Origin of the sequence: Halomonas sp. TP35, assembly GCF_052375975.1 — a bacterium.
In the GTDB taxonomy this organism is placed as follows: Bacteria; Pseudomonadota; Gammaproteobacteria; order Pseudomonadales; family Halomonadaceae; genus Vreelandella; species Vreelandella citrativorans.
The window spans coordinates 1-19683 of record NZ_JBQSUZ010000012.1 but is presented as its reverse complement, the minus strand read 5'-3'; the positions used below and the strand labels follow the sequence as shown (position 1 = coordinate 19683).

Annotated in this window: 22 protein-coding genes; 10 read left to right on the top strand and 12 right to left on the bottom strand. The window is 54.6% G+C overall.

From position 1 onward, the window contains the following. Positions 1-92 precede the first annotated feature (92 nt). A complete protein-coding gene (locus tag ACT3RU_RS13455) occupies positions 93-656 on the top strand; it encodes a TetR/AcrR family transcriptional regulator (RefSeq protein WP_483392745.1) in 564 nt (187 codons plus the stop codon). Between the two features lie 60 nt (positions 657-716). On the opposite strand, the gene ACT3RU_RS13450 is transcribed toward ACT3RU_RS13455, so the two are convergent. The 4 genes from ACT3RU_RS13450 to ACT3RU_RS13435 all read right to left on the bottom strand — a co-directional run bounded on the left by ACT3RU_RS13450 (position 717) and on the right by ACT3RU_RS13435 (position 4254). Beyond that, entirely contained in the window at positions 717-1913 is a 1197-nt protein-coding gene (locus tag ACT3RU_RS13450) for a Bcr/CflA family efflux MFS transporter (protein ID WP_193055386.1), read from the bottom strand. Between the two features lie 133 nt (positions 1914-2046). Next, a complete protein-coding gene (lldD, locus tag ACT3RU_RS13445) occupies positions 2047-3207 on the bottom strand; it encodes an FMN-dependent L-lactate dehydrogenase LldD (RefSeq protein ID WP_193055385.1) in 1161 nt (386 codons plus the stop codon). 127 nt (positions 3208-3334) lie between these two features. Then, positions 3335-3658 carry a LysR substrate-binding domain-containing protein gene (locus ACT3RU_RS13440; protein ID WP_483392744.1) on the bottom strand — a complete coding sequence of 108 codons (324 nt, stop codon included), beginning with the start codon at positions 3656-3658 and terminating at the stop codon, positions 3335-3337. Next, positions 3544-4254: a LysR family transcriptional regulator gene (locus tag ACT3RU_RS13435; protein ID WP_483392743.1), complete on the bottom strand. Its 711-nt coding sequence runs from the start codon at positions 4252-4254 to the stop codon at positions 3544-3546. Before ACT3RU_RS13435 ends, ACT3RU_RS13440 begins: the two co-directional genes overlap by 115 nt. A 141-nt stretch (positions 4255-4395) precedes the next feature. Here ACT3RU_RS13435 and ACT3RU_RS13430 point away from each other — a divergent pair, with 141 nt between their 5' ends. From ACT3RU_RS13430 to ACT3RU_RS13405, 6 genes are all read left to right on the top strand, one after another. Then, the gene (locus ACT3RU_RS13430) at positions 4396-4788 is read left to right on the top strand and encodes a RidA family protein (protein WP_483392742.1); all 393 of its coding nucleotides are present in this window, start codon (positions 4396-4398) and stop codon (positions 4786-4788) included. A gap of 107 nt (positions 4789-4895) precedes the next feature. Further along, complete coding sequence (locus ACT3RU_RS13425; protein WP_483392741.1) at positions 4896-5048, top strand: hypothetical protein; 153 nt, start codon at positions 4896-4898, stop codon at positions 5046-5048. A gap of 71 nt (positions 5049-5119) precedes the next feature. After that, on the top strand, positions 5120-5638 hold the full coding sequence (locus tag ACT3RU_RS13420; protein WP_483392740.1) for a cupin domain-containing protein: 519 nt from the start codon (positions 5120-5122) through the stop codon (positions 5636-5638). Positions 5639-5691: 53 nt separating this feature from the next. Next, positions 5692-6336: a TetR/AcrR family transcriptional regulator gene (locus ACT3RU_RS13415; protein ID WP_483392739.1), complete on the top strand. Its 645-nt coding sequence runs from the start codon at positions 5692-5694 to the stop codon at positions 6334-6336. Further along, positions 6333-7010, top strand: a complete 678-nt coding sequence (locus ACT3RU_RS13410; RefSeq protein ID WP_483392738.1) for a type 1 glutamine amidotransferase domain-containing protein — start codon at positions 6333-6335, stop codon at positions 7008-7010. The genes ACT3RU_RS13415 and ACT3RU_RS13410 overlap by 4 nt, the downstream gene beginning before the upstream one ends. Before the next feature lie 21 nt (positions 7011-7031). Beyond that, positions 7032-7328, top strand: coding sequence for a DUF1330 domain-containing protein (locus tag ACT3RU_RS13405; RefSeq protein ID WP_172118158.1), 297 nt, complete (start codon positions 7032-7034; stop codon positions 7326-7328). A gap of 297 nt (positions 7329-7625) precedes the next feature. On the opposite strand, the gene ACT3RU_RS13400 is transcribed toward ACT3RU_RS13405, so the two are convergent. Further along, positions 7626-8435, bottom strand: coding sequence for a sulfite exporter TauE/SafE family protein (locus ACT3RU_RS13400; RefSeq protein ID WP_483392737.1), 810 nt, complete (start codon positions 8433-8435; stop codon positions 7626-7628). Positions 8436-8542: 107 nt separating this feature from the next. Between ACT3RU_RS13400 and ACT3RU_RS13395 the strand changes: the two genes are divergently transcribed. Both ACT3RU_RS13395 and ACT3RU_RS13390 read left to right on the top strand, forming a co-directional pair. Continuing rightward, positions 8543-9328: an AraC family transcriptional regulator gene (locus tag ACT3RU_RS13395; RefSeq protein ID WP_483392736.1), complete on the top strand. Its 786-nt coding sequence runs from the start codon at positions 8543-8545 to the stop codon at positions 9326-9328. Positions 9329-9535: 207 nt separating this feature from the next. Then, positions 9536-10306: a metallophosphoesterase gene (locus tag ACT3RU_RS13390; protein WP_483392735.1), complete on the top strand. Its 771-nt coding sequence runs from the start codon at positions 9536-9538 to the stop codon at positions 10304-10306. Between the two features lie 46 nt (positions 10307-10352). Here ACT3RU_RS13390 and ACT3RU_RS13385 read toward each other — a convergent pair whose 3' ends face one another. After that, on the bottom strand, positions 10353-11375 hold the full coding sequence (locus tag ACT3RU_RS13385) for a methionine synthase (protein ID WP_483392734.1): 1023 nt from the start codon (positions 11373-11375) through the stop codon (positions 10353-10355). A 28-nt stretch (positions 11376-11403) separates the two neighbouring features. Then, entirely contained in the window at positions 11404-12387 is a 984-nt protein-coding gene (locus ACT3RU_RS13380; protein ID WP_483392756.1) for a DUF1852 domain-containing protein, read from the bottom strand. A 409-nt stretch (positions 12388-12796) separates the two neighbouring features. On the opposite strand from ACT3RU_RS13380, the gene ACT3RU_RS13375 reads away from it, so the two are divergent. Further along, complete coding sequence (locus ACT3RU_RS13375) at positions 12797-13105, top strand: hypothetical protein (protein WP_149573861.1); 309 nt, start codon at positions 12797-12799, stop codon at positions 13103-13105. 35 nt (positions 13106-13140) lie between these two features. On the opposite strand, the gene ACT3RU_RS13370 is transcribed toward ACT3RU_RS13375, so the two are convergent. The 5 genes from ACT3RU_RS13370 to ACT3RU_RS13350 form a co-directional block, all read right to left on the bottom strand. Beyond that, positions 13141-14091, bottom strand: coding sequence for a DUF808 domain-containing protein (locus ACT3RU_RS13370; RefSeq protein ID WP_483392733.1), 951 nt, complete (start codon positions 14089-14091; stop codon positions 13141-13143). A gap of 69 nt (positions 14092-14160) precedes the next feature. Continuing rightward, positions 14161-15099, bottom strand: coding sequence for a nucleotidyl transferase AbiEii/AbiGii toxin family protein (locus ACT3RU_RS13365; RefSeq protein WP_444622413.1), 939 nt, complete (start codon positions 15097-15099; stop codon positions 14161-14163). Continuing rightward, positions 15083-15901 carry a type IV toxin-antitoxin system AbiEi family antitoxin domain-containing protein gene (locus ACT3RU_RS13360; protein ID WP_444622414.1) on the bottom strand — a complete coding sequence of 273 codons (819 nt, stop codon included), beginning with the start codon at positions 15899-15901 and terminating at the stop codon, positions 15083-15085. Before ACT3RU_RS13360 ends, ACT3RU_RS13365 begins: the two co-directional genes overlap by 17 nt. A gap of 195 nt (positions 15902-16096) precedes the next feature. Next, entirely contained in the window at positions 16097-17230 is a 1134-nt protein-coding gene (locus ACT3RU_RS13355; protein ID WP_483392732.1) for a Fic family protein, read from the bottom strand. A gap of 195 nt (positions 17231-17425) precedes the next feature. Further along, complete coding sequence (locus ACT3RU_RS13350; RefSeq protein ID WP_483392731.1) at positions 17426-19474, bottom strand: tetratricopeptide repeat protein; 2049 nt, start codon at positions 19472-19474, stop codon at positions 17426-17428. Positions 19475-19683: the final 209 nt, after the last annotated feature.

Below are 19683 nucleotides of genomic sequence, written 5' to 3'. Positions count from 1 at the left end.
CTCAACAACCCACTAACGCAAATATTTTGCTTTAGTGATTTATTGCACCGTACCGACGAAACCGTGCCGACGAATAGGTACTGAAGGAACACATGACCAACAAACCCACTCCTCGTCCAGGTGGCCGCAGCGCTCGTATTCAGGCTGCCGTTCATCAAGCCGTTCGAGATCTGCAACAAGAGCAAGGCCGGGCCGGGCTTACAGTGCCCGCCATCGCCACACGCGCTGACGTCACCCCCTCGACGATCTACCGTCGCTGGGGTGACCTTACCCAGTTACTGGCCGACGTTGCCGTCGAGCAACTACAGCCGGAGCAGCCGCCAGCCGATACGGGAAATTTGCGTAGCGACTTGCTAGCCTGGCTTGTTGAGTACTTTGAGGAGATGTCATCAGCCCCAGGGCGGGCGATGCTCCGCGATGTTCTAGGCACAGAAGGCCATACCAGCGCGGGTAAATGTGATGGTTTCTTGCGTCAGCAGATCGAAGTAATCAACGAACGCGGTCTTGCCAGAGGAGAGCAGCCGATAGATATAGGGCAGGTCACCCAAATAGTGGTGGCGCCTCTGATGTACCGCATCCTGTTTGCCAACGAAACACCGACTGCGCAGGCCATAGAAGCACTTTTCGAACAATTAGTAAGCTCAGCAGATGCTTAATAAAAAAGCCCCGTGCTCTGGATAACACGGGGCTTTTAGCAAGGGGCGCTGTTGGGCTCATTACGCCTCGACCGCGGCACGCCCTTTGATCATTGAGCGGGCAAGCAGCAGATACGCGACCGACCCACAGGCGGCCATGGCCAACACCACCGCTTCAAGCGTATGCGGCAGCATGGCAGACAAGGCGCTCAAAATCCCGGCGATACCGAACTGGGCGGCGCCCAAAAGCGCGGCGGCGGTACCACTGCTAGTGGGGAAAAACTCCAAAAAGCAGGCCTGAATATTGGGCGAGATCGCCCCTACTGTGCCGATGGTCAGCATCATGGCGAACAGGAAAGCGTACATTGGCCACTCCATAAAGGCAGCCATCACCAACAATACAATGCCGACCGCTTGGCAGCCCGTTGCCAACTGCAGAATACGCAGCGACGATATTCTGGAAAGCAGTACACGGTTGCAAATATTGAAGAAAAGCATCGCGACGATGTTAGCCGCAAACAGCATCGAAAAGCTTGAGGGCGACTGGCCAAAATGCCCCTGATAGATAAAGGAAGCGTAGGTAATGAACATCATCAGGGTGGAGAAGGAGGCGGCCTGCCAAGCGATAAACGGTAAAGCTGGTTTCGTCGACAGCACCAGCTTGTAACGCGCCAGCAGGCTCATTTTGGGGCTTTTCGATCGCGACACTTTACCCTTCCCGGAAAAAAGCACCCGCACCAGTAACGGCACCAGCAGCACCGCGTAAATCGCCAAGGCAAAGAAAATATTGTGCCAGGAACCCACCGCCAAAATCGCACTACCAACGCTCGGGGCGATACCCGGCGCCAGCACCATGATAAAACCCATCATCGAGAACAGCTTCGCGGCATCACGGCCCGCCACCCGGTCGCGCACCAGTGCCGGTACCGACACCAGCGTTAACCCCGCGCCAATGGCTTGAACGGCCCGCCCGCTAAGCAGAGTGTTCAAGGATTCCGCCATGCCGATGACAATGCTTGCGAGCGCAAAAATTGCCAGCCCGCTCATCAATACACGCTGGCGACCGAAGCGGTCCGAAAGCGCCCCGCCAATGAGCTGCCCCACAGCCATCGCGAACACATACACCGAAACGCTTAACGATACGGCCTGCTGAGATATCCCCAGCGACTCGCCAATGACCGGAAAGGCCGGCAAGTACGTATCCATGGAAAACGGACCCAGCATCATGGTCAATGCCAGGCTCAGTACCACAATGAAGGGCGTTTTAGATTGGGTCATAGAAGCTCGCGGTAAGATGGCTTAATGATAGCAGCATTCGTAATATGATACCGATTGACGCCATCATCAGCCAACATTCGCCTGGAAGTGGCTACCAAGCCACCACGTTGGGCCATCCAACAGTCCGCGTGTGCTACTCGCTCCTTTTCATCTCTTTAACCACAGCATCCAAGTGGCTTGAGTTGATCTCGGCGGGCGAGTTGGCGCCGATCAACGTCATGGTGACACGCATATCGGCGGCGATTAGATCCAACAGATGGGAAACGCCCTGCTCGCCCCGTGCGGCCAAGGCGTAAACGTAAGCACGGCCCAGTAGAACGCCCTGGGCGCCTAGCGCCAGCATACGCACCACATCAAGCCCAGAGCGCACGCCGGAATCCGCCAGTACCGTCAGTTCATCGCCCACGGCCTCGGCAATATGCGGTAGCGCTTGGGCGGTAGAAATAGCCCCATCTAATTGGCGCCCACCGTGGTTGGACACCACGATACCGTCGGCCCCCATGCGTACCGCATCTCGCGCATCCTCTTTATCCAACAACCCTTTGATGATCAGCTTGCCCTTCCAGCTCTCACGAATCCACTCAAGCTCGCTCCAGCTAATGGAGGGGTCAAAGTTTTTCGCCAGAAAGCCCATGTAGTCGTCCATGTTCATTTCGCGCCCGGTGTAGGCCTCGATGTTACCGAACGACAGTGGCTTGCCTTTAAGCCCTACATCAAACGCCCACTGCGGGTGGGTGATTGCCTGAGCGTACTGGCGCAGCTTGGCATTGGGGCCTGACATACCCGAGCGACGGTCACGGTAGCGCGACCCCGGCAGCGGCATATCCACGGTAAACACCAGCGTTTTCATGCCTGCTTCCCAGGCGCGCTCCAGGGCGTTTTTCATAAAGCCGCGATCTTTCAGCACGTAAAGCTGCGACCACTGCTCGCCGTAGGCATTTTTCGCCACTTCCTCGATCGAGCAAACCGAAACGGTGGAGAGTGTATAAGGAATCCCCGCCTTTTCTGCCGCGCGCGCAGCCTGCACTTCGCCGCGCCGAGCATACATGCCCGTGGCGCCCACCGGTGCCAGCGCAACCGGCATTTTCCACTGGCTGCCTAAAATTTCAGTTTCAAGCGACGGCGTACCGCCCCCCTGCAGCACGCGCTGACGTAAAGGAATAGCCTGCAACGCCTCCACATTGCTGCGCAGCGTGCTTTCCGTGACCGAGCCGCCATCAAGGTAATCAAACAAAAAACGAGGAACACGCCGCTTGGCGGCTTGCCGGTAATCAGAAGGGCTTGAAATGATCATGAATTCGCCTTAACTCGACACGGGAAACGGAGAAGTGACCGTATGTTAGAAACCTTGGTGCTAACTCCAACTAGCGTAACATGTTACGCCGCCTCTATAGCCATTCGCTGCGCTGAACTTTAGTCTATTAGCAGTTTGGTTTATACCCCATCTCACGCTCATTCATTAGCGCGACAACCCAATCAATGAACACACGTAGCTTAGCGCTTACATGCCGATTGGGCGGAAAGGCGATGAACATCGGCATAGGGTCCAGGTGCCACTCTTCGAATAAGGGCACTAACTCACCGCGTGTAACGTGATCCCGGACCATGTAATCAGGCAACAAAATCGTGCCTAGCCCCGCCAAACCTGCCGCAAGCGCTGCACTGCCATCATCGACCGTAATCCTATGGTGCCCTTGAACGCTAACGCTCTCTGTTTCGTGGTGAAGGGTATAGAGGGAAGCCAAACCAGCACGCCACTTGAAGCCGACGATGTAATGAGGCGGAGCAGATAACGCTGACGGATGCGAAGGTACCCCCGCTTTTGCAGATAACTGGGCGCGGCGTAAATGCCAACACTCAGCTTCCCTATCCGGCGCGCCACCAACGATAAATCGATAAGTTCTCCGCCGCGCACTACGCAATCCACGTTTTCGTCAATTAAATCCACCATGCGGTCGCTAACGCCCATATCAAGCTGAATATCAGGATACAGTGCGTAGAAGTCCGATAGCGCCGGTATCAAAATCATTCGCGCAAACGGGCTGGGCACATCAACTCTAAGCCGGCCGCGCGGCGACACCACCGCATTGGAGAGGCTGGTTTCAGCATCATCCATATCGGCTAACAGTTTTATAACGCGCTCGTAGTAGGCCGCGCCGTCTGCCGTCGCGTTAACCTTACGGGTGGTGCGGTTAAGCAGCTTTACCCGCAGCCGTGCCTCTAACTGCTGCACTAACTGGGTCACGCTGGTTTTACTGATATGCAGCGTTTCAGCGGCCTTGGTAAAGCTGCCCGTCTCCACGACCCGAGCAAATGCCTGCATCGCACTAAAACGGTCCATTACAACGACACCGCCCTGTGATTGTTTGGAAAATGCAAACAGTGTTAATCAGAATTCTCTGTTTATCCAGCCTGACAGCAGACCTAGAGTAAATCACCCAACGGCCAAGCTGATATTTGAATAACGGATGGAGAAAGAGATATGGCAACGCGTAACGCAGTTTACCCTCAACGCAGGCAGGCACTTTACGAGAAGAATGGCTATTCTGCGGCCATCCGCTCGGGCGACTTGCTATTTGTATCGGGCCAAGTGGGCAGCCGTGAAGATGGTTCACCCGAACCGGACTTCGCCGCACAGGTTCAGCTCGCCTTCGACAACTTGCAAAGCGTGCTGGAAGCTGCGGGCGCAAGCTTTGACGATATCGTCGATGTCACAACCTTTCATACGGACCCTGAAGCCCAATTCGCTACCGTACTGGAAGCCAAGACCCGCGCGTTCCCAGACAAGCCTTACCCCTATTGGACGGCGGTTGGCGTGAATTGGCTGGCAGGCTTCGATTTTGAAATCAAAGTAATTGCGAGACTCTCCAACTAACCAGGAAGATTCACTGCTTTTTGAAAAAGCGATGGTAGAAACCGACATTGCAGAAACGCCTAAAACGAACAATGCTTGAACAGTGTGTGTAGCGATGGAGTTTTGCAATGGCGGACTTCAAGCAACGCGAGTGGGTGAAATTGAAATGGGCTGATCACTGGGCCGAAGGCCAGGTGATCCACAAAGATAGCGAGAAGCCCCACCCTGCGTATCTGATCAAACAAGAGAACGGCAGCACAGTCTTGAAAGCACTGTTTTAAAAACAGAGCTTTGAAAACAGAATCTTGAAACTTCATCCCGAGCTCAAAAAGGCATAGGCAAGGAGGCCACGATGAGCATCCCACAGCCCGAAACACTCTCTTTTGATAGCGATGAAACGAGCGGCTATCCCAATTCCCCACTGCCCGTACTGATATACCGCAAGGTTCTCGACCTCAGTAGCGCAGAAGAGCGGGCCGATACCTTTGAAAACATGTTCAAACAGCACGGCTGGCCGCCCGCATGGCGTTACTACCTATATGATTTTGACCACTTTCACTCCACCGCCCACGAGGCGCTAGGCATTTTTCAGGGCCAAGCCAGAGCGCGGCTGGGCGGCCCCAATGGCCGAGAAGTGATGCTTTACGCGGGGGATGTACTGGTACTGCCCGCCGGAGTAGGTCATGCCTGCATAGAGGCGGACGACGATTTTTGCATGGTCGGCGCCTACCCGCCGGGGCAAAGCCCGGAGAACGAGCGCGGCGACCCGGCCGAGCTTTCGGCAGCACAAGCGCGGGTGGCTTCCGTAACCGTGCCGGAGACGGCCCCGGTGGGCGGGCCACTCCAGCCACAGTGGAAACCATCGTCATAGAAACGGCGAGACCCAGCTAGACGACTGGTCTAATCAGGCGTAAGCTAGCGGCTATGAACATGACACCCGTCACCGGCGATGTCCGGCAGCGCATTCTTAACACCGGCCAAGTCATCATCGGTGGCAAGGGGTTCTCGGCGGTAGGTCTTAACGAGATTCTCAAAGCCGCCGAGGTGCCTAAAGGCTCCTTTTATCACTACTTCAACTCCAAAGAAGCGTTTGGCGAAGCACTGCTAGAAGACTACTTCAGTGGTTATCTCGCGCAAATTGAAGAACGCCTTACCCAGCCGGGCGCTTCTCACGCTGAGCGTTTTCTCAGCTACTGGGCGCACTGGCGGGATACCCAACACCATTGCGACCCCAGCGGAAAATGCCTGGCGGTGAAGCTGGCCGCTGAAGTCAGCGATCTTTCCGAGCGCATGCGCCGCGTGCTGCAACACGGCACTGAGCGCATTATTACCAGGTTAGCCCAGTCAATCGAAGCCGCCGCTGCCGATGGCTCGCTGCCTCAATCCGTTAGCGCGCAAGGCAGTGCCCTGGAACTAGCCACCACCCTTTACCAGCTATGGCTGGGTGCCAGCCTGCGCGCCAAAATCACCCGCGACCGGGCGCCGCTGGATGCCGCCTTTAAAGCCACCTACGCTTTGTTAAACCTCGACCCCAGCCACCCTCTCAGCCTGCAAAGGACTCAATCATGAAAATTCTCGTAGTGGTTACCTCGCACGACAAGCTTGGCGGTACCGGCAATAAAACCGGCTTCTGGCTCGAAGAGCTGGCCGCGCCTTACTATGCGTTTAAAGATGCAGGTGCCGAGCTAACCCTGGCCTCGCCCGCTGGTGGCCAGCCGCCGCTCGACCCCAACAGCAACGTACCGGATGCTCAAACTGAGGCCACTAACCGCTTCCAAGTGGACCTCGACGCCCAAGCGGCGCTGGCTAACACCCATCAGCTTGCCGATATCGATATTGCTGAGTTCGACGCCATATTTTACCCCGGCGGCCACGGCCCGCTGTGGGACCTGGCCGAGAGCGCTACGTCTATGCGCCTGATTGAAGACGCCATTGCCGCCAACAAGCCTGTTGCTACGGTATGCCACGCCCCCGGTGTGCTGCGTCATGTGAAAGGCAGCGACGGCAAGCCGCTGGTCGCGGGCCGTAAAGTGACAGGCTTCAGCAACAGCGAAGAAGACGCCGTTGGCCTGACAAACGTGGTACCGTTTTTGGTCGAAGATATGCTCAAAGAGAGCGGCGGTGAGTACAGTAAAGGCGATGACTGGAGTTCTTACGTACTCGTCGACGGCCTGCTGATTACCGGACAAAACCCCGGCTCATCCGAAGCCACCGCTCAAGCGCTGTTAAAGAAGCTTTCCTGATAATTACCCAAGGAGAATGGAATGCCGGCTTATGTTGTACTGACGCGTGAACGCACCCACGACGCGAAAGAAATGGAGCAATACGCCACCAAGGCCAAAGCCGCCCGCGAAGGCCACGACCCGAAGCCACTCGCCTTCTACGGTGACTTTGAAGTAATGGAAGGCAGCGACATGGAAGGCGCGGTAATTCTGCGCTTCCCCGACATGGCCGCCGCCCGCGCCTGGTACCAAAGCGACGCCTACCAAGAAGCTCGCCAGCATCGTTTCCAGGGTGCCGACTACCGCGTATTTATTGTGGATGGGGTTGAAGAGACGTAAGCCTTTTTGCAATTACGCATAGACGCACAAAGGGCCGTTCGTGGTTTAACGAACGGCCCTTTTATCTTTTCAAAGACCAACATATCTGTGCCTAATGGCTGAATAGCAATATCACTCTTGGCTTATTCACCAATGAACTGCTCTAACGGCCAATAGCGGAGTTTTTCCTTTGAGGTGGTGCGACTAAGAGCGCCAGCGCCACTGTTACCATCGGCCTTTAATCACGAAGTAAAGCAGATGCGCTGTCCGAGTCACCACATTGGGATAAAACAGTTCATCGCCACAGCCTGACTCAATTCAATGCATAAAAACCATCACCACCAGCACCATGGTCAGCAATAACAGGTACACCTTGGCATGAATACGGTCAGGGATGCGCCCGATCCAGACTGACGCCAAGCGGATACCGAGCCATGAGCCCACCGCAAGTACCAGCAAGGCACGCAGGTCCACATAACCGGCATACCAGTTTCCTAACGCTGAATGATTTGCCGACAGCAATACATACGTCGCGGTGCCACTCACTGCCATGGGCAACGACAGCGGATTGGCCATGGCCGTGGCCGCCGTCATGCTCGCGCCTCTTCGCCGCATAAGCGGTACGGTCATCACGCTACCACCCACGCCCAGCAAAGCGGCCACCGCACCAATCAGTGTACCCACCACCGCCGTTACCCCACGCCCCATAGGCCGCACATCACTCCCTGACTGACGCAGAAAACCGGGCCGCAGAACGGCATCCGCAATCGTAATACCCAGATAGCCGATAAACGCCCAGCGTACCCACTCCCCGCTCAACGACACGGCAACCGCCGCGCCCAACACAGCGCCCATGGCGATATAACCAACCAGCGGACGCACTAGATGCCACTGCACGGTCTGTCGCCGATGATGACGCCATGTTGCCATTGAAGCCGCGAAGATCATCAGCGCCGTCGAGGTAGCCACCGCGATATGCATGGCTGCCATACCCGCCGCGCTATCTGGCCCATGGACGGCAATCAGTAAGGTATACAGCAAGGGAACCACTACAAACCCACCACCGAAGCCGAACAACACGGTGGTGACGCCCGCCAAACCGCCACAAAGAAGTAATACGCTATACACCGCCACTCTCCTGATGAAACTCAACAGCAGGGAGAATATGCCGACTAGAACTGGCTGACCTTCGATTTTTGGACAATAATCATCGCATTTCGGCCAGAATAACGATTATGCTCAATACTCTTTTATCCGACGTGGATCACGTGGCACGGCCCATGGTGGCCATCGGCACTGATTACAGCCCCGGTACGCTTCTTGACTTTCATGTCCATCGCCGCGCCCAGTTTCTCTATGGCATGACAGGCGTGATGGAAGTCAATACGGATGACGGCACCTGGATGGTGCCGCCCTATAGCGGAGTCTGGCTGCCTGCGGGCAAGCGCCACCAGGTACGTATGAACGGGGTGAGCACCCGAAGCCTGTATATCGAGCCCCGCGTCGCGCCACGCACGGCTTGCAGTTGTGAGGTGCTGGTCGTGACGCCTCTGTTGCATCACCTGCTGCTGGCTTCCGCCCATCTACCCGCGCTCTATGATGAAAATGCCCGCGATGGCGCCCTGGCGCAACTACTTCTATACGAGCTGCAACAGGCTCAGGCCCTGCCGCTATTTGCGCCCCTACCCCACGACCCTCAACTAGCCAGCCTGTGCCGAGCGTTTCTCGGCCAGCCACATATTCACAGCCCTCCCGAAGACTGGGCCCGGCAGATGCATCGCAGCCAGCGCACCTTCAATCGCCTATTCCGTCAGCAGACCGGCATGTCCTTTGCCGTATGGCGTCAACAGGCCTGCCTGATGGCCGCCCTTCCCAGGCTGCTATCCGGCAGTTCCGTTACTCGTACCGCGCTGGAACTCGGCTACGACAGCCCAGCCGCTTTCTCCAGCATGTTTCGTAAGGTGCTTGGCCAATCTCCCACCGCTTTTGTTAGGGCGGCGAATCGTCAGTTGGAAGAGTAGCTGGCACCGCTTGCTGTTGAACTTTCGCCGACTCAAACGGAGCAATGGTGATGGCTATTAGCCCAGTCCTGGACATTCGCGGCCCAGCCTATTATTACCAGCCCAACCACACTATCGGCCTATCAGTTGGAAGTGGTTGACGATCTAGTTTTTGTTATCCGTGTGGAGCACACTGGCACGCATGGGCACTGCAAAGGGGAACTGACGATGCGCTTGAGGATACTGTCGGACCTGCATCTGGAAGACTTCGACGAACCGCGCACGCTGCCGCAGTCCGATGCCGATATTGTCATTCTGGCCGGTGACATTCACGCAGGCGTCCAGGGCCTCAGTTGGGCAGCGGAACATTTTGCCGGTACGCCTATCCTCTACGTCCCCGGCAATCATGAGTTCTACGGCACTGCCATGCCGGCTCTGCGGCGGCAACTGGAGGATGAGGCCGCACGGCTCGGCATCCATCTGCTGGACAATCGCACGCTAACCCTGAACGGTATACGTTTTCATGGCACCACACTGTGGACTGGCTTTGCCCTCTATGCCGGGCAGCCCAACTACGATCCGTCACTCACCGAAGCCAAGGCGCTGGACCTGATGCCCGACTTCCAAATCATCGAGCAGCCGGACGGGGAAGTTTTCACCCCGGCGGAAAGTCGACGCTTGCATGTCAAGGCGTTGGCCTGGTTGGAAAGGGAGCTATCACAGCCATTCAGTGGTCCCAGAGTAGTGATAAGCCACCATGCGCCCCTGTCCTCCTGTATCCCATCACGCTACCGCGGTGATGCACTCTCCCCGGCTTTTGCTTCCCATCTTCCGCAGCTGATGGGCCGCATGGATCTTTGGATTCATGGACATGTGCACGAGCCCGTGGACCTCAATGTGAGCGGAACACGTATCATCGCCAACCCCGCTGGCTATCCCGGCGAGTTCGATCCGCCCTTGTTTTCACCAGACCTGATTGTCGAGGTCAACCACTCTTGATATGAGTGTATCCGCTGATGAGCTCCCTTAGCGCCAAGCACGGGATTCAAAGTTCTTTTCGAACGATCTCCGCTCCAGCACTCAAGGCACTGAGCTTGCCTCGCGCAACCGAGCGAGGCAGCGGCGCCATGCCACAGTTGGTGCACGGGTAGAGCTTGTCGGCATCAACGAATTGAAGCGCCTTTCTAAGCGTTGCGGCGACTTCTTCCGGTGTTTCGATGGTGTTGGTGGCGACGTCGATGGCACCCAGCATCACCTTCTTGCCGCGCAGAAGTTCGATCAGTTCGATGGGCACGTGGGAGTTCTGGCACTCCAGCGAAACAATATCGATGTTGGATTTTTGCAGCCGGGGAAAGACTTCTTCATATTGCCTCCACTCCGATCCTAGCGTCTTTTTCCAATCCGTATTGGCTTTAATGCCGTAGCCATAACAGATATGGACAGCCGTTTCGCATTTGAGCCCTTCAATGGCTCTTTCCAAGGCGGCGATTCCCCAGTCATTCACCTCATCGAAAAACACGTTGAACGCAGGTTCGTCGAACTGAATGATATCGACGCCTGCTGCCTCCAGTTCCCGAGCCTCCTGATTGAGCGCTTTCGCGAATTCCCACGCCAGCTTCTCACGACTTTTATAATGATCGTCATACAGCGTGTCGATCATGGTCATCGGGCCCGGCAGCGCCCATTTGATGGGCTTGTCGGTCTGGCGGCGCAGGAATTTGGCGTCCTCGACGAAAACTGGCTTATGACGACTGATCTCGCCCACAACCGTCGGCACGCTCGCATCGTAGCGATTGCGAATTCTCACGGTTTTGCGCTTTTCGAAATCGACGCCGCTAAGATGCTCAATAAAGGTCGTCACGAAATGTTGGCGCGTTTGTTCGCCATCGCTGACGATATCGATACCGGCTTGCTGCTGTTCCTGCAGCGACACGCGCAGCGCATCCTGTTTACCTTCAATCAACGCCTCGTCTTGCAATTTCCAGGGCGACCAAAGGGTTTCGGGCTCGGCAAGCCAGGAGGGTTTGGGCAGGCTGCCCGCCGTCGAGGTGGGTAAGCGTTTACTCATGAGTCATCATCCCGTGCATTTGATTAGGTTAAAGCGAGCCGTTGGAAGACCACTGCTCGAGCATCGCCTGATAGGGTTTGATGAAGTGCTCCTCAGCAAATTTCCCCTGCTCGGCGGCCAACTGGCTACGTTCGTCTCGGTCGTAAACGATTTGGGTTAGCGAATGATCCGGGTTCTTCAAGTTGGGCTGATAAACGTTTCCCGCGACCGCATTGGCGTTGTAGATCTCAGGCCGGTAGATCTTCTGAAAAGACTCCATGGTGCTAATGGTGCCGGCAAGCTCAAGATTGGTATAATCGTTGAGCAGATCCCCAGAAAAATAAAACGCAAGGGGGGCAGCACTATTGGCAGGCATAAAGTAGCGAACCTGAAGCCCCATCTTCTTGAAGTACTGCTCGGTAAGCGAAGACTCGTTCGGCTGATACTCAATGCCCAATACGGGATGCTGATTATCGGTTCGGTGATAGACCTTGTTATCCGACACGCTCAAGCATATGACGGGAGGCTTCCCGAAATGCTCTTTGTAAACGGGTGAATCCACGAAGCTTTTAAACAAGTTGCCGTGCAGAACACCAAAATCATCCGGAATACTGAAAGTCGACTGGTGCTTGTTATGCTCTAAAAGCCGCACGCTAAAGTCGTAATCTCGAACATAGGATGAAAAGTTGTTCCCTACGATACCGTCGATGCGCTTGCCGGTTTGCTTGTCCAGAAAACTGGTTTTGAGTATCTCGATGATTTGAAAAGGCGCTTCATGGCCCCCTGCGCCAACCTCCATACTCACGGAAATGATGTCGAGTTCGACGGAATAACGGCGTCCTTCGGGGTTATCCCAATGCACCAAGGCATTGAAACGGTTATTGATCATTTCCAGCGTATTGCGCAGGTTCTCGCGCCGCCTTTCGCCCCGGGCCAAATTGGCAAAGTTGGTCGTGATACGCGTATTGTCCGACGGGCGATAATTCTCATCGAAGCCGATACGCTTGATAGTAAATGCGACGTCGTTATTCATCATCTCGCCTCCAATAGTAAAAAACTGAACCGGTTCTTCGCTTCTGCGGAACGGCCCAATATTTATAAACCGGGCGGCTTTACAGCTTTTAAGCCTGACAGCCTTATTCATGAGAAGCTGACAGGCTCTATAACGAAGAGTGCTGGGGATTTTATACAGGAGTACAAAGATGAATAAAAATGTTCTTATTTCATGGGAAGTTTAGAAAAATTCATAGTGAAAGCCGACTCTTCAACTGAAAAAGATGCTGGCTGCGTTGGGCTTGATGAATTTAGGTAGTCATACGACGCGCTCGACATCCCCGCACTAAAAGTACGGGGTTTTCTGCGCAAATCTGATAAAGTTATTATCCCGCTAAATAGTTTTCTGCAGACTTCATGCACGTTTATATTCTTTCACTGGACACGCTATGCATAACCTATGGATTCCCGTCGTCGCCATTTTCGTCGTTGCGGGCCTGATATTCGGTGGCCAAGCCTATTCCGAGGCCCAGCGTGATGCCCACATCGCCGAGACGATTTCGGAGCGTCTTAATAGCCAAGCACCGGCCGAAATTTCCAACCTGGCGACTGTCAACAAGGGCTATGGGGTGTGCGGCGACTATGCGCTTTCAGGCGCCGAGTCCGGTCGCTTCTACTACAACAGCAACACCAAGCGACTGGCGTTGGGCACCGATGCCCCGCTATATCGCGACAACTGTGAAAGCGTTTATAACTAAACTCTTGGTTCTCTGGTACGCCCGTCGCGGCCCACCTATGCCGAGTGCGCCTTCTGGAAGGGAACGAGGTGCAGCACACCCACCACCACCGAACCCACCAAAAAGCCAATCACCGCTGAGCACAGCGTATTGAAGCTCCAGCCCAGCAGGCCGCCCAAGGCACCGGTTGCCCCGCTAATGCCATGCTCAATGTGGTGAACCCACGCATAGGGGGAATTGAACCAACCCGTTCCATCGGCACCTAGATTGACCATCAGGATATGTCCTCCCACCCAGAGCATGGCGATGGTACCCACCACGGCGATGGTCGCTAGCACCTTGGGCATGGCCGTTACCAGCCCACGGCCCAGTTTCTGCATACCCGAACTGTCCCGCTGGGCGAGCTTCAGCCCGAAATCATCCATCCTGACCAACATCGCCACCACGCCATACACCAGAACAGTGATGACAAACGCGACCACCACCAGGCTCGCCAGCTGAGACCAGAACCCTTGATGGGAAACAGTAGAAAGCGCAATCACCATGATTTCAGCGGAAAGAATCAGGTCGGTGCGAACGGCACCACTCACGATCTTTTTCTCAGCTTCCGGCCCCTTCTCTACCGCAGGCTTCTCGTCATCATGCTTGCCGGAAAGCTTGTGCCAGACCTTCTCAGCGCCCTCAAAGGCCAGGTAGGTGCCGCCCACCATCAGGATGATCGGCAATAGCGCGGGCAAAAAGTGATTCAACAGCAGCGCCACCGGCAGGATAAAAATCAACTTGTTGCGGATCGAACCCAGCGCGATCTTCTTCACAATTGCCAGTTCACGCTCCGCGGCCACTCCTTGCAAATACTGCGGCGTTACCGCCGTATCATCCACCACGACCCCGGCCGCCTTCGCCGTCGCCCGCCCAGCGGCGGCACTCACATCGTCCAATGATGCTGCGGACAACTTTGCCAATGCGGCAATGTCATCCAGTAATCCAATCAAGCCGCCTATGGCCATGGCTGATTCCTCCGTGAATAACAGGTGTAGATAGTAAAGCACATAGCGGGTTGGGCGGAGCGCGTCTCTTCACACATCAGATACTATCCGTGCCAGGGTCTGCTCAAGTTCATGGCGATCCGCCTGACGCTTGGCTTTCGAGCGACGGGTAAGGTTTTGCAGCTTTCGGACTACCCCTGGCAATGCTGCTGCTCCTTCTAAATGGATCAATTCAAAATCAGGCTGCTCATTTTCAACGGACCATAGAAAGTCACATGACGGCTTATCCAGCTTTTTGGATATCCATAGCAGTAACTGTGCTCTGTTCTCCAGCAGTTGCGCCGCCGTCACCGGCTTGGCGGTCATTCCCTTGAAATGGGCATCAAAGATCGTCTCAAAATCCACTGGTTCCCGGGGAGCCAAGAGTTCCCAAGCCGGTTTAGGGCTACACGTTAGATACACCAGAAAGGTTCGCCATAATGTCGCATCGGCCCGTTCATCTTCCAGTAACAAGCCAATGTCGAACAGATCCCTGGGATGTTGACGAGACAAGGCCGCCGCCAATTTTCCAGCGTAGAGATCGGCAAAATCGAGCACCTGTGTTGTTGCAAAGCCGAAGGCCTGTTCGACTGCCGGTTGGACCACCATCGTTCGCACCGAGTGTACTGTGCCACGCATCACTGGGGTTGTTTCAATCTGCACACGCGCCCGGCCACGGCTGCAAATTAATCGTGTGATTCCCCCTGTGTTCGCGCCACCCGATGTCTGTACCTGTAATTGCAAAGGGCGTGCACGCAAGGTCTCCGCCAACTGCTCTAGTGCCGCAGCAATGTCCGCCACGCCTGTCTCAAAATTCTGCACAGGCAGCCAGGTCAAGTCGATGTCCACTGACAGCCTGGGGAGATCATGCTCAAACAAGTTGATGGCGGTACCGCCCTTTAGTGCAAACCGAGTTTCCTTTGCCAGCACCGGCAGGATATCTACCAGCAATTGCACACGGTCGCTGTAGCGTTTATCCCAACTGCTCATCAAGGTCTCCCGGCAGGACGATGTGATACGTGGGATGCAGGCGGCCGCCAGGAACCAGCGAACGCTTACCACGACCAAGATCCACACCCTCAATCGATAGGTGCGAAAACCAGGCGTGCCCATGACGCTCGGCCAGCGCGAGAAACAGACGCTTGGCCTTGATGCTGTGACAATGGCGCAGCAGCATTTCAAGCCGCCGAGGGCGTAGGGTGGCCATGGCCTGCATTAAAGCGTCCACTTCGTAGACCCTCCCAGCATCAGACGCCTCATCACATAACTCCAGCATGGCGCGTTCCGGGGTCGAAAACATCAGCATCCCGCTGGGTAATGCTTCTCTTTGCTCCAACCCTTGGTCCAGCAATGCCTGACCCGTCGTTTCACCAGTGAATGGAATCTCAGGCAGATCGAAAGGCCCTTTGCCGCAGTATTCAATGCGCTCTACCAACGGCAGCTTGTGTACCCACCCTGGCATACGATCTGGCCCATAGAGCGTGACCACTTCAGCTTCGCCCAAGCGCAAGTAATGCTCATGCCCAAGCCAGGCCAAGGCAAAGCGCCCACCTATATGCAGCGACAGACCTTCCATCTGTTGTAACGCTCGTACTACCCCTTCCCAATGGAGGGAACCTCCTTTGCGCATGTACACACCACGCGCCGGGGAGACCAGCCAACCGCTGCCGACATAACGGGCCAACAAGCTACTGTAATAGCCATGCGCTCTTAACCACCGACTGGAAACCACGCCAGTATCGCTTAGCCCAGCCAGCAGGCGGTTTAACTTTCCATCATTTTGATCACTCATGGTGACTAAAATACACTTTCTATAAACCAGCACAATGACCAGGGTTTAATAAATACCAAAAAAAGTCACTCATAGTGACTTTATCAGGAGTTTTATAAACCTCAGCAACAAATACCTTATGCACATCCCATGGCATAGCGACCTGCGTACTTTCCACTTCAGTGGCAATCAAGTCTTAAATGGCAAAGATCGCCACTACAAGGAGCCGTCCACTGTTCGCTCAAGTAACACCGTATAGCGCGTGCTGCGACCGCCGCCGGGTAGTTTGAAAAGGCAGCCTTTTTCCAGCAGCTCTGCCAAATCCCGCGTTGCGGTGGCTTTACTTACCCTGGCCAACGATTGGTACTTACGAGCATTGATGCCCTGCTCAAACTCCTCCCCTGCTGTATCCAATAAGCGATTCAGCACCTTGATTTGCCGTTCGTTCAGCACGGTGGTCGCATGGTGCTGCCAGAAGGTGGCTTTCATTAACACACGGTCGATTCTTAACAGCGCCTGTTCAAGTGCCTCTTTCAGCGTATCCAGAAACCACAACAACCACGGCGTAATATCGAGACTGCCTTTCTGAGCGCTTTCAAGTTGCTCGTAGTAAGCATTGCGGCGCGCCATGATGGCTGCGCTCAAAGAATAGAAGCGAACGGATTGTTGCTCTGCTTGTGCCAGCGCACGATCTGTCACCGCGCGGGTAACGCGCCCATTACCATCATCAAAGGGGTGCAAGGTAATCAACCATAGATGGGTTATGCCAGCGCGAACCAGCCCATCAAGTCCCGGTGGTGGATGGTTGAACCAAGTAATAAATGCATCCAGCTCAGCCTCCAACTGCCCACGGGGCGGTGCTTCAAAATGAACGGTAGGCCGATTAAGCCGCCCCGACACCACTTGCATAGGGTGGTCGCCACGCAGCTCGCCTACACGTACATTGCCAAGCACGCCGGGACCTTGCACAAAAAGCATGGATTGCCAGAGGCACAACTCTTCGCGGGAAAGCGGCACATCCAACTGATGCGTGGATTGCAGCAATAGCTCGACCAGCGCCTCCGATTCTGGCGTTGTTCTGGCAGAGATACCGGCCTGCTCTAAACCCAACTGGCGAGCAACGGAAGACCTCACAGAGCCAACGTCCAGACACTCTCCTTCGATTTCGCTGGTACGAATAGCATTCTGGATCAGAGTATCCATCTCCACGTCCAGATCGGCCTGGCCGTGGGCCGCCTCGGTTTTACCCAACACCCGGCCCTGCAGTAGACGCACAGCATCCAACGAAGGCCGAAGAACGGATCCGTCCCACTCAAAATGCGGCCAATATTGCTGTTTCCAGATATACATGAGCCGATTGCCACACCTATTCAGATCATATTATGAGCCGATTATGATTCATATTCGGCTCATGGGATAGTCAGGGAGTTGATTCAGATAGGAAATAAAGTGCAGAGAGAGAAGGAAGAGAATATTCAGTCCGTACAAACAAGACCAAATAATCTGGAGGAGGTTGCCTGTAAAAAGTTGTATACGGATAAAAAACTAGTTGGCGTCCCTAGGAAAGAACTGCGGGAAATCATGTTGGAGTTTGGCAGTAAGCTCATGGTCTGGAAAACGCTCAATCGCCGTCCGCCAAACCTCCAAAGCTTCAATTATGTCCCCATTATTCCAGTAGGCACCACCTAGATTGAACATCGCCAAGTCGTAGTCGGAATCAAGATTGAGCGCTTTCTTATAGGATTCAATGACTTGCTCGGATTGTCCAAGATCACCATACGCCGCACCAAGCTGAAACCAGCTCATTGCATCGGGTTGGATATGTTCTGCCTGCTCGAGCAGGATCGGCAGACTCTCTTCAAATCGTCCAAGAAAGTTAAGAGCGGTTCCTAGACAGTAACCGTAGTGCCCGCCAGCCATATCGTAGGCCCTCCGAAAACAGCGCTCCGCTTGTAGCCAGTTGCCCTCATCCTGCGCCCAGTGTCCGAGGCGATCCCACAAAAACGCGGCTTCTTCCGTGTTATCAATGTGCTTAATATGCCTAACAAACTTATCCAGAAACTCCGTGTAGGTTTGGCCTATATCTTTTCCTTCTGCCCGCAAATATAAGGTCGCCAATAACATCTCGCGACGGCCTCCGGATGTATCGGGGTGAGCGTCTACATAGCGATACCAGAAACCCTGCGCCTGACGCGCATTCTCAGCCGTAGCCCTACCGAAACTAGATACCAGTCGTGCGAAAAATGGCCAAACCCATGGCTCGCGGTCAGCTTGTGCTAGAAGACTGTTGATTTCGCGGAACGCAGCACTCCCCTCTCCCATGTTGAAAAGCACGTTAGCTCGCCAACCCGCAACTCCAGCTGCTTTAGCGTATATAGGATCTGTGAAGACGGCCTGATCCAGATGCTCAAGAGCGCTCTTCCACTCGCCCTCACGCACGTAGAATTGGGCCAAGGCATAATGGGCTTCAGGAAGGAGAGGGTTCATCCGCAAAGCTTCGCGATAGTGCTTAACTGCTCGCACCTCATCTCCGAGCCGTTCAAAGCTCGTCCCGAGATTCTTATGGCCTTGGGATGCCAGTCTTGACGAATTTGCGAATGCAGGTTCAAGCAATGCTGCCTTATAGGCCACTGTGGCGTCATCCTCTCGGCCGAGCGCCGAGTAGGCATTCCCGATCGTGTAATGCAGGCCACCCCGCTCATAGCGTCCCGCACTAAGCTGTTTCTTAAAATGGATCACTGCTGCTTCGATCCGCTCAGGAAACTGGCTTCTCTCAGACATGCCCAAGTTAATTTCGGACATATAAGCGCATCCCATGGCATCGTCTTCTGATCCAAGCACGGCCATGAATCGGTCAAAGGCGGCACTAATTTCCTCATCAGCATCCTGGTCATATAGGTGTTCCAAGAGTTGTCGAGCTGAGTCTGGATCATCAGGAACATGAACCTCCGGTACAACTCGGCGAAGGAGACCAATCAAATCTCCTGGGGCCGCCCGTGCCTGTTCAACGCGACGATTACGTGCCGCTCGAGTTGCAGAACTGGACAATTCAGCAAGACGCGCTAATCGTTCTGTCGTCAGAGCTTCCGTAAAGCTGACTGTAAGTGATTGCTGCTGGATCCAGTTCTTTCCAGCATGCTCGTATTTACGGAGAACAGTCTCAGCAAGGCAGATGCGCAGCGTCGCCGTTGGGACGTGATAGGCAGCATAAAAGCTATGCGGATGCATCAGTAGGTAATTCAGGTTTGTGCGACTAACTTCAACGCTGAGAGAGCCGTCCGCATTCAGTGCACGCTCGGTGCCCTTAAGCTGAACGTGGATCCTAATGTTGGTGGCTCTCCCATCCTCGACAATTTCGATCTCGCAGTCTGTACCATAGTCCTTGCGGTCAGCACGCTGAAGGATAAAGCGACCACTCTCTGTTAGGCATTTCTGAAATGCCGTCTCTGCCTTCTCCTCCGTGACATGATTAGAGGCACGCTTTGGAAGGTCGTCAAAGCATTCCATATCGCCAGCCATTTCTTTTTTTATCCTCAATGATGTCAAAACCCAATACTGAAAATTGCCGATTATTTGCTTCAGCGTATTTTCCATATGAAATATAGAAGGTAGCCAACTTCACATCATGATAAGTGCATCGAATGTCGATGCCTCTTCCTTTCTTAAACCTTCGAGCCGTTATATCAGACGGCTGTTTAGGTTTCGTAGCTTGTGATTCATTACATGAGCATACCAACTTTGATACCACGCTCCAGCGGTGCTTCTCTTTGCCAAAAGTTGCTAGACAGTGGTGCTAAACATAA